7 protein-coding genes and 2 pseudogenes are annotated in these 9,953 nt (G+C 45.0%); 2 read left to right on the top strand and 7 right to left on the bottom strand.

Going from position 1 to position 9,953, the window contains the following annotated elements; genetic code table 11:
- Both BN93_RS14820 and BN93_RS14815 read left to right on the top strand, forming a co-directional pair.
- Window positions 1-266, top strand: a pseudogene (locus BN93_RS14820) (relaxase); the annotation flags it as partial.
- 33 nt (window positions 267-299) lie between these two features.
- Window positions 300-945 (top strand): annotated as a pseudogene (locus BN93_RS14815) (hypothetical protein); the annotation flags it as partial.
- Window positions 946-1,078: 133 nt separating this feature from the next.
- On the opposite strand, the gene BN93_RS14810 reads toward BN93_RS14815, so the two are convergent.
- From BN93_RS14810 to BN93_RS14780, 7 genes are all read right to left on the bottom strand, one after another.
- Window positions 1,079-2,596, bottom strand: a complete 1,518-nt coding sequence (locus BN93_RS14810; RefSeq protein ID WP_019189075.1) for a PepSY-associated TM helix domain-containing protein — start codon at window positions 2,594-2,596, stop codon at window positions 1,079-1,081.
- Entirely contained in the window at window positions 2,568-3,443 is an 876-nt protein-coding gene (locus tag BN93_RS14805; protein WP_019189074.1) for a hypothetical protein, read from the bottom strand. Before BN93_RS14805 ends, BN93_RS14810 begins: the two co-directional genes overlap by 29 nt.
- Window positions 3,436-4,299, bottom strand: a complete 864-nt coding sequence (locus BN93_RS14800) for a hypothetical protein (RefSeq protein WP_004351731.1) — start codon at window positions 4,297-4,299, stop codon at window positions 3,436-3,438. Before BN93_RS14800 ends, BN93_RS14805 begins: the two co-directional genes overlap by 8 nt.
- Window positions 4,300-4,311: 12 nt before the next feature.
- Window positions 4,312-5,217, bottom strand: coding sequence for an HmuY family protein (locus tag BN93_RS14795; RefSeq protein WP_231559306.1), 906 nt, complete (start codon window positions 5,215-5,217; stop codon window positions 4,312-4,314).
- Between the two features lie 41 nt (window positions 5,218-5,258).
- Window positions 5,259-7,613 carry a TonB-dependent receptor gene (locus tag BN93_RS14790; protein WP_019189073.1) on the bottom strand — a complete coding sequence of 785 codons (2,355 nt, stop codon included), beginning with the start codon at window positions 7,611-7,613 and terminating at the stop codon, window positions 5,259-5,261.
- 151 nt (window positions 7,614-7,764) lie between these two features.
- The gene (locus BN93_RS14785) at window positions 7,765-8,403 is read right to left on the bottom strand and encodes a DUF4903 domain-containing protein (protein ID WP_019189072.1); all 639 of its coding nucleotides are present in this window, start codon (window positions 8,401-8,403) and stop codon (window positions 7,765-7,767) included.
- Window positions 8,404-8,436: 33 nt separating this feature from the next.
- Window positions 8,437-9,858 (bottom strand): hypothetical protein, encoded by a 1,422-nt coding sequence (locus BN93_RS14780; protein WP_019189071.1) that lies wholly within the window; start codon window positions 9,856-9,858, stop codon window positions 8,437-8,439.
- Window positions 9,859-9,953 lie beyond the last annotated feature (95 nt).

Below are 9,953 nucleotides of genomic sequence, written 5' to 3'. Positions count from 1 at the left end.
TCAATAGTTATTTCTCCAATCCAACGGACAACCCATTCTTGGACGAAACGCTGTACGGCAGTCCGTCTGTCCATTTGGATCAATCTGCAACCGTTCACCCTTCGCAGCTAAATACGGAGGAAAGCTACAACCTTGTCGATGAACTTATCGAGGATATGGCAGATGGTTCTTTCCTGTCTACGGGCAACGATGATTGGAAGGAGGCGGCATGGCAGCGTAAACTTCGCAGGCAAAGCAAAGTCAATCTCAGACGGAGGAAAAGATAGGTAAGGTATTTCAAACTTTGTTTGAGCAACATTCAAACAGTTCCCGTCCCTGTAAGTGTTAACACAAGTAAACTTGAAAAAGCCATTCTTTCCGTTTCTACAAAAGAAGAGGAAACTATTGGCAAAATTAAGAGAGGCTATATGCATCTATATCGACCTTACCAAAAAAGAAACAAGCAAAGATGAACAGCGGTGCAAACTCTTGTTTGATACCATTAATCAGATGAAACAAGAGCTGAATACTACATCAAAAGTTGTGCAGGACAAACTTCACGCAATGGGTAGCATTCCTCAAAAGAAGGTTGTCACCCATCGTTTCGAGCCTACTTCAAAGTATGTTCTTCTTTTCATTGGTGGCTTGGCTTTATCTCTTGTTATCTCCATTTGGGGTAATCTCACCCAATGGCGAGAGCACAAAAATTGGGAGGAGGCAGACTTGAAGTATAGAGCCTTAAAAATGGTTCTTCCATCTGACGACCCGAATATTCGCTACATCGAAAAGCATTTCTCTGTTTGCCGAGATGAGAAAGTTATTGATGATGTAAGAAGTCGTGTTGCTGTTTATGAAGATTCAATCTTTCGTTATCATAAAATGGTAGAGATAGCAGCATACAAAGATAGCTTGGTAAGAAAGTTGACAAACGAATCAAATGAAATCAAAAGGCTTATCAAGAAATAATAAGATGTTGTTTCTTGTGTTTGCACCATTGTAGCAGGTGGAACACTATATAAAAAACTGATAGTGGCAAAAATATTACCTCGCCACCATCAGTTTGTTTTCGCATTTAATGGGAATTGGATTTTGCGCAATGTTATTTCTTTTTTAACCTAATTTTATAGCCCGACCACAAGCACCAAAACGCAAGAATGCCCATAACAAAGATGAATATGTATGTGGCTATCGTTCCAATGAAAATTCTGCCACTATGCACCTCTAATGCCACATTCCAAAGCGACATCGGAAGTTGGTTCATGCTCGAAGGTTGAGGGGCAAAGTTTGTTCCCTCGTAATATTCCGCTACGACAGGGGTGGAAAAGTCTTGGCTCATACCTGCGACAGCTTTCTTTCCGAATGGTGCTCCTGCTTCATTCGGTGCAGGTTTGTTCGTAAAGTAATCGGTAGCAGTTCCTTGTCGTCTGTTCCAAACAAACAAGCCGCTAAATGAACCGCAAAGCCATCTACCATTTGCATCTTTCTGTAATACATTCAATCCCATCACGCTGACAGGTGGAACAGAAGTAATAACTTTCACTGTAGCATTTTTGATGTTCAATGAATAGAATCCTTCCGATGAGGATAATAGCCAATCATGGCAGCTCTCATCATAACGAATTATGCGGAGCTTGTCGTTCCAAGGATTCTTGCTTCTGAGTGTTGTGCCTGGGATAGACGGAATCTTGCTTAACACTAATGCTATCATCACAGGAGGGCGGAGACACCAACCCGTCAGTGCAATCAAGAGCGCAAGTATGATAGTATATCGCCCGATTCTGTCATGCAGATGAAGCGAGGTTTGCAGTAATGCCTTTCGCTTCGGTCTCAGCCAAAAGACGATACCCGTAATACAGAGAACCACAAGAATAATGGCTATGGCATCAACCACAATCTTTCCTGTTATTCCGAAAAGTTCTCCACTATGGAGTAGCCAAACGGTACGAAAGGCAGTTACTTTACCGTCATAATCCTTTGGCGCATGAAGTTGAATGCGCTTAAAAGTCTTATAAGGAGGAAGCGAGGTATAGACAAAGGAACGACTGAGCACTACAAGGGTGTCGCCATGCGAAGCGATGTCCGTAAATTTCTCCTCATCCTCCAGTGACATATTCACCTCATGCCATTTGTTATGCACTCCATAGCGATAAAGCCCGAAAGGTGAGACAGCAAATATCCTTCCATTATCAAGCCTTATGACATTTTTGATTTGACGATAGTCTGCACCTTCTGGCAACCCCTCATTGAAATCCTTGAAGTAGGAAGCCTTGGAGTCGGTAAGCCAGATGCCACCATTGCCATAAAGCAACAGTTGGCGACAAGAATCCACATTCCTCATGGAATCTACCATTAAATCCTTGCCAATGTCAAGCGTGCCTCGTAGCAATCCACCATTCCAATTCCGAAACTCATAACGACTTGGCAGGTACTTCCTGCTCACGTTCACCTCCTTGATGAGTGAACGATGATTGAGCAGGATGCCTGACACGCAGAACATCAGCATGAAGAAGCTCAAGCCGATACCAAGCCATTTATGTTGTTTTCTCCAAGTTCCTTTCTTCATTGATTTCCTTATCTGATTATCTATCTTATTTCTTTTCTTTCTTCGCCCTTGCATCCTTGACAATCTTTCCTGCCAAGAAACAAAGTTCTATCACCATTACCATCCAATGCCAAGGATATTCGCTCGGATGTGCAATGAGCTTCCCGATGATGCCCGTGCGATTAAATGCCTCTACCGCTATCCAGAACACGATGACCGTTGCCGTACCCATTCTGATGTTTGCTCCCCACGATTGCAAGTGGAGTTGCTTGCGAAATACGTATGGGGCGGAAAGCAAGGCACCGAAGGCTACACCGAAGGTGACTGGACTCTCACGACCAAACAATTGAGGATCGTAGAGGTTCATCAGCAGGAGATAGCAAGTCCAGAGCATTGTGTTGATTTCCATGAAGGTAACAATGCTGGTGTGGCGTGTCATCGGGCGAGCGGCGATGAGTCGCTTGTTCTTCCCCAAGAAGAGCGTCTGCCACCAGTTGAGGAAGTTGCAGGCATTTCGGGAACAGAAGATGTAGAGCAACATCACCATTGCCCACAAGCCAAAGGTGGCAGGGAGCAGAAGATATTCAGGGCGGCTCAACACTTCTCCTGTCACTGGGTCAATCTCAGCATGTGTGCCCCAACGATGGGCATAATACATGAAGAGGAAATCCACCCAACCCGTCCAGTAGAACATGCCACCGATAAGTCCGAGCAAGGTTTGGCGAGTCTGTCCCTTGACGAAAACACCGACCACCACCATCACCAAGCCCACGAATCCCACAGCCATGCCAGCACCCAACAGTTGCGTGCCGTCGTAGTTGTCCTTCAATACTCGTGCCACCAAGTGAACCATGGGCATGCTTCCCAATATCACGCCCATCGACACGATGGATTTCCACCAATATAGTTTCTTGTTACTCATGGCTTTTCTTCTTGTGAGCTGCAAACATGATATAGACGAGCAATGCCACGAATGACACGAGGATGCAAATCATCTGGGTAGTATACTTCTCCGGCTCAATCCAAATCTCCTTGAAAAAGTCAAGGCGACCAAGCACTTCCACAGGTACCCAGAACACGACAACCGTTGCGATAGCCATACGGATATTGGCTCCCCATGTGCTCAAACGCAACTGCTTTCGGAAGATGAAGAAACTACCTATCAGACAAGCTGCGGCAACAACCGAAGTTACAGGATGATGGTCGCCGAGGAAATTCTTGTCGTAGCAGAACATCAACAGGAGATAGCTTGTCCACAAAATCATGTTCAGTTCCATGAAAGTAACGATACTTGTATGATGTGTCATCGGACGGGCGGCAATCTTATTCTTGCGGGAACGGAAAAGAACACGCTGCCACCAGTTGATGAAGTTACATCCGTTTTTGGTTGAGAAGATGTAGAGCACCATTATCATCATCCACATGCCGAAGGTGGCAGGGAGGATGAGGTATTCAGGGCGAGTCACAACTTCGCCATTCTCCATCTCCGGCTGTGTACCCCAGCGGGTAGCATAGTACTGGAACAGGAATTCTATCCAACCGGTCCAGAAGAGCAGACCTCCGAAAAGTCCCCAAAGAGTTTGTTTGGTGTCTCCCTTTACGAAGACACCGATTACTACCATGATAAGACCTGCCAACCCCATGAAGAAGGCTGAGTAATGCACAGCTTCAGGAGTCATCGTCTTATCCATTATCATCATCAGCGCATGTCCCAACGGCATGGTAAAGAGTACCACGAGGAACGAAGCGATGGATTTCCACCAATTCAATTGTTTCATAATGTTTAATATTTATTTTAATTCATCTAAGTAATAACTGATTCTTCCTCCTTCATCACCTATCTGCACATTGGCATCATACCAGGAGATGATCTGGAGCTTGTAATATCTCTCGCCATCCCATGAACGGATTACGTAGGTATGGAAAGAAGGAGTATATACTGGAGGTGGACCAGAGAAGATCATTGCCTTTTCGAGCACCGGATTGCCGCTTACCAACTGCTTGGCAGGTCCGTTGTTCGGGTCGAACCAAGGGTTCTCTTTCATATCCAGTTTGTTGGCGATGCAATACTTGTTCCAGTCGTTCTGCGACATGGTGACATAGACGCTTGCTGAATCATCCACGGCGAAAGTCATGTTGTGTTCTGCCAGATAGGCATCCACCTGCGCCTTGCTCGTCCACTTGTCATATTCGCCATAGCCCAGGTCGGCAGCACCGCCCTTGCCTGGTCCGCTCGTTCCGCTGTTGGTGCGGAGCTGATAACCATTGAAGGCGAGGTCCCACTCCGTAGCAGGATAAGCCATCGTGTTGGGGTCATCCTCCTTGTTCTCCATCACTAAGATGCTGTTGGCTTGTCTCTTCACCGTCTTATAGGTTAACTTGCCTGTAGCTTGATTCTTGGTGAAGATGGTATCGCCGTTCTCATCACGCTCTGCATCCTCGAAGATGTTCTTCTGTACGCCCTCGCTCCAATACTTTACGAGTTTGGCAGTACCTTTATAATGGAAAAATTCCTCTATCGGCTTGCCGTCAATATAGGCGATGACACTCTGGTTAGGATTCAGCACATTATAGCGATGTCCCGTCTTCAGGTCAAAATAGAGCCAGTCGTTGGTAACACCCGTGCTATAACCTGTTTTTCGGGGCAGAGTGTGCCCCGTAAAGTCCTCAGCCTCATAAGATACGCAGCTCGTCATTGCGGCTGCCATACCTATTATATATAGTAATGCTTTCTTCATTATTTTTTCTTTCTAAATGCTTTTACCAATTCATCTACCAACACTTCCACCTGCACATGCGCCTTGGCTCCTGCCGTGGCTGGCACGTTAAACATGGTGATGCCCGAACCCAGGGTCTTTGGCACGTAATTAAAGATGTTATCCACACCCACCGTTACCTTTACCTTATTATAAAAGGTCTGAATCACCGACAGGTTGCACAATACATACTGTGGCAACTGGCAGCGGAAGTAGGCATCGTGGCTCTCACCGTTTACAGAGAGTCGGTCCTGCACATCAAACTTCTTCTCACCCATGTAGCTTGCCGAGAAGGTGGCGCCCAATCGGTAGTTCTTCTTGTTGTACTTATAGTCGAGGCTTGCCGTAGCAGCATGAGGCGAAGTGGTATTCACCTGGATGCCATCCGTCTTGCTCACGTTCACGTAGCTGTAGGTGGCATTCATCGTGAAGTGGTTGAGGAAGTGCCAGCGCATGATGGTCTCCAGTCCGATGAGGTTCTGCTTGGCGAGGTTGGTGTATTCAAAGTTATACTGCATGTCGTAGATGCGCCATACGCCCTCTATCTTCTTACGGAAGAAGTTGCCATATACATTGCCCGAGATGAAGAAGTTATCGTTCGAGTACTCTGTGCCCAGGCTCACGTAGTTGTTCTTCTCAGGCTTCAGGTCCTCGTTACCCTTAATCATGAACATGCCGAGGTGGTCCCAGTTGAAGAACAGCTCCTTGATGCTTGGCGAACGATAGCCCATCGAATAGTTGGCTCTCCATGCCCAGTGATCCGAAGGACTCCACTTGAAAGCAATCTTAGGCATCGCCATCATACCGAAAGCACGGCTGAAGTTGGTTCTCACACCTACCGAAACCATCCAGTGGTCGTTCATCGTCCACTCGTCCTGCAGGAAAGCCTCCGTCTCTTTTAATGAACGGGTGCGCATTATGTGGGAGGCATCGCCGTTGAATCGGTCGCTCGTCAGGTCATCGCTCAGGTGCTCGATACCGAGGATGAGGTCGTGGCCCTCGAACTTCTGCGAGGTGATGGAGAGGCGAGGCTGGAAGATACGGCTCTTATACACTTTGGTACGCTCGTCGATGCGCTCGTGTCGCTTGAAGCGGTCGTAGAAGTCGCCATGAAGGGAGGCGGTAATCTTGAACCAATCCTTGAAGGAGTACTTAATCTTGGTTCCAGCTGTCCAGTCACGCGCCTGACTGAAGGTCATGTCCTGAATGAGGTCGTAGGTGTTCATATAGAACGCACTACCGTAGGCAAGAATCTCCAGGTTCTTGAAAGGGTCGTAGAATACCTTCTGCGATACCGAGATATGCTCTGTACCCTCGATGCCCATTGGCGGACGGGAAGCCACGCTGGTAATGGTCACATCGTGGTCGAGCCAAGGATTCGCCTCTTGGGTATATACCTTCTTGTCATTCTCAGCCTGATACATGTAGAAGGCATCGCTCGAAGAGTACCACACGTCGGTCTGCGAGGTCACCTTGCCTGCATTGAATCCTGCCGACACCCAGCTCTGCAGGTTCGGGCGATCGGCGTTCTTCTCAAACATATACAGGAAGTCCTTCTTGGAAGGATTCTTGTAGTTGCGCTCGTTCATCTGTCCCCAGCGTACACCAGCCTGAATATCCACAGGTTTGGTGGTCTTCTTGGTGATGAGGTTGATGACGGCACCCGATGCACGGCTTCCATAGAGGGTACTGCTGGCACCCTTCACGATTTCGATGCGGTCGATGGCATGGAGGTTGAATCGCTCATAGTCGAGGTTACCCGCCATGTCGCCCGTCAATCGCTCACCATCCTGCAGGAAGAGCACGTGGCGGGCATCCAAGCCCTGCATGGAGATTTCGTTGCCGAAACCCACCTTCTGGATGTTCATACCCGGTGTCTCCTGTTGCAGAGCCTTGGTGAGGTCGGCATAGCCTGCATCTACCAGTTCCTTACCGCCGATCACCTGCGTGCTCACTGGCGAGAGCTTGATAGGGCGGGCGGTACGGGAACCAGTAACCACCACCTCGTTCATCTTCATCACGTCCTCGGTCATGAAGAGCTTGAGGGAGTTGTCGCTTCCGATGGTTCCCCTCAGAGGGTTATAGCCCACGGATACCACCTGGTAATAACACTTGTCACTCTGAGGCACCGAGATGGTAGCCTCACCATCCATGTTGGTAACAACACGCTGTGGCGATTTCAATTTCTCGTTGTCGGCGTAGGTGATGACTGCACCAATGATTGGCTGCTCAGTGGCTTTGTCGAAGATACCGAACTTCACCTTTCGCTGTGCAGCGACAGGGAGGGCGAGTATCAGCAGCAAGCCGATGAGCATTACATTTCTAATTGTCTTCATTTATATTGTCATTCTATTTTTTCCAAATCCTTACACGATTTCAGCCTCGCTATGGCTTGTTTCTCTTCCCTTCATTTTTTACTTGCAAAAAGAAAGAGAGACATGTCTGGGCATATCCCTCTTTCCGTTTATAGATATAAGCTACAGTCTCTTATTTGATTCCGTGCTCCTTTTTATACGCTTTCAAATCTTCCTCATATTTAGCTTTGTCTTCGTCATATGTTGCAAGACGAGACTTGTCTATTGTTTGAAGGAAACATTCTGAACGTACATTCATCATGTTGTAGTTGACGATAAACTGAATTTGGTGAGTTTTGGCATTGTAATAACCTTGCACGCTACTGCCTTTGGCATTTGAAGCAGAACCATCAGTATCTGTACCCCATACAGAACCATCTACACCTTTAAATTTCACCCAACCATCACCTGTGTATTCCTTCTTTTCCCAAGAATTAAGTTCCATGCACTTTACATCACATTTGAAACTGATAATCATTCCCATGTTGCCGACTGTAAAATCAAGCAAAGAAATTGTGAAGGTTTGGTCATCGGTCTGGCTCCAGTCAAACTTAAACTTCGTTGGACATCCCTCTGGCAAAAGAGTTTTGTCAACACCGCTTAATGTTGCTTTTGTACTAAGAATTATTTCGTCTTTTAGATAACTCTTTGCCTCAGATACAAGAGTGTTGTCTGCATTACCTTGTGTAATTTCTTCATCGGAAGAACAAGATGCAACCATCAGTCCTACACCAACAATAGCAAATACCATCATTAAAATAGTTTTTTTCATTCTTGTTTAAATTAAAATTAATTATTAAAATATTTAAAGATATTTACTCCATTTATAAGCACCAAATTTTCTATATGATGTATATGTGTCTCGAAGATGCGCTCTATATTTTGTTATAAATGCTTTGGTTTCTTCCATGTTGAATACATTTTCGGAAACAGCAAGTTCTACTGGTATTGTTGATGTTTCCAAATTCTCTTTGCCATAAGCATACAGCATGTTTGCAGGGTATGTAATCTTACAATTGTCTAAGCCTATCAAAACCAAGAATTCAAAACCATCAAAATCTTGTAAGTTTACAGTTTTAAGATTTGGCAACTGCATTAATTGCAGATTACTAATATATCTTTTATTTGGAGTAGGCAACACTAAATCTTCCAAATTTTGGCAATTCAAAATATAAAGACCATTCTTTAATGTTGCATCCCATTCTTCAAAGTTTTGATTTGCAATCAAAGTCTTTGATAAATCTAAGGTTTTCAAAGATTCGTTATTGCTCAATTGTATTGCAGCCAAGTTAGTTGCTCCAGACAAGTCTATTCCATTAAGCGTGTTGGTGTTTAACAAATGGAGTCCTTTAATATTGCCACGTGGAGCAATATATGCAATGGTATATGGCTCTGTATTCTTTGCGTAACGCATTAATACAGAAAAGTCTGGATAATAAGGGTTGTTGATAAAGTATTCTATACCGCTTATAGACTGAATCTGAGCGATGTCTTTGTACTGAAGTGTTGTCTCCAATGCAATCATTACATTCACTTCAGTAGGAGCCAATGGCTTGCTAATATCAATATGTGTATCATCCACAAAGATGCTTGCAAACAAATTCTTCAAATAAGCAGCAAAATATGTATCAGGAATTTCTCTCAAAGTGTTATACTTCTCCAAAGAGCCCTTATCATTTACCATTTGTATGTCAACAGTCTTGTTCTCTGCCTCATTCTGAGTATAGAAAGGCATCAAGTCCTCTACATTATACTTGCAGGAAGCAGGGAGATAAAGTTTTGTAAACTCATGAAGGATAGTAGCTTTCACCTCATCATTCTCAACCTTGGCTGTTACCAAGCCGTCGAAGTCATAGATGTCATTGCCTTGCAAGTCAAGACCTGTAATCTGTGAAGGAAGTGAAGCGATATGGAAAAGTGGACCATAGCCATTGTTACTAAGGTTCAACTCTTTCAAATTAGGGAAAACAGAAAGTTCTTTCAGGGCGGCGGTATCAACCTGTGTACCTGAAAGGTCGAGTGAAGTAGTGCTGGTTGCTTTGTCGTCAAGGAGCAACTTGCCGTTCTCGTCGAATGTATATCCTTTGCTTTCGAGAAGGGTTTTGAGCTGAGAATTGTCAACTGCCACCTCACTATAAGAAGGCGCATCATCATCGCTGCTGCAAGAAGCGAAGCCGAGGCAGAGAGCTATTGCAGCGAGGCCGATGAAATTCTTTAAAATTTTCATTGTTTTATTATTCTTTTAAATGTTTATAATTAATCAAAAATATTACCCTTAATTTGTGGCTGCAAAGGTACATATTTATTAAATAACTAAAGTTT

Source organism: Prevotella conceptionensis 9403948 (assembly GCF_000312305.1).
Taxonomy (GTDB): Bacteria; Bacteroidota; Bacteroidia; order Bacteroidales; family Bacteroidaceae; genus Prevotella; species Prevotella conceptionensis.
Note: the sequence above shows the minus strand (reverse complement) of the source record. Positions and strands in the feature narration are given on the sequence as shown.

Coding starts and splice junctions, on each gene's coding strand:
- BN93_RS14810 (WP_019189075.1), bottom strand. CDS start 2,596: ATGCAAGGGCGAAGAAAGAAAAGAAATAAGATAGATAATCAGATAAGG.
- BN93_RS14805 (WP_019189074.1), bottom strand. CDS start 3,443: ATGAGTAACAAGAAACTATATTGGTGGAAATCCATCGTGTCGATGGGC.
- BN93_RS14800 (WP_004351731.1), bottom strand. CDS start 4,299: ATGAAACAATTGAATTGGTGGAAATCCATCGCTTCGTTCCTCGTGGTA.
- BN93_RS14795 (WP_231559306.1), bottom strand. CDS start 5,217: ATGACGAGCTGCGTATCTTATGAGGCTGAGGACTTTACGGGGCACACT.
- BN93_RS14790 (WP_019189073.1), bottom strand. CDS start 7,613: ATGAAGACAATTAGAAATGTAATGCTCATCGGCTTGCTGCTGATACTC.
- BN93_RS14785 (WP_019189072.1), bottom strand. CDS start 8,403: ATGAAAAAAACTATTTTAATGATGGTATTTGCTATTGTTGGTGTAGGA.
- BN93_RS14780 (WP_019189071.1), bottom strand. CDS start 9,858: ATGAAAATTTTAAAGAATTTCATCGGCCTCGCTGCAATAGCTCTCTGC.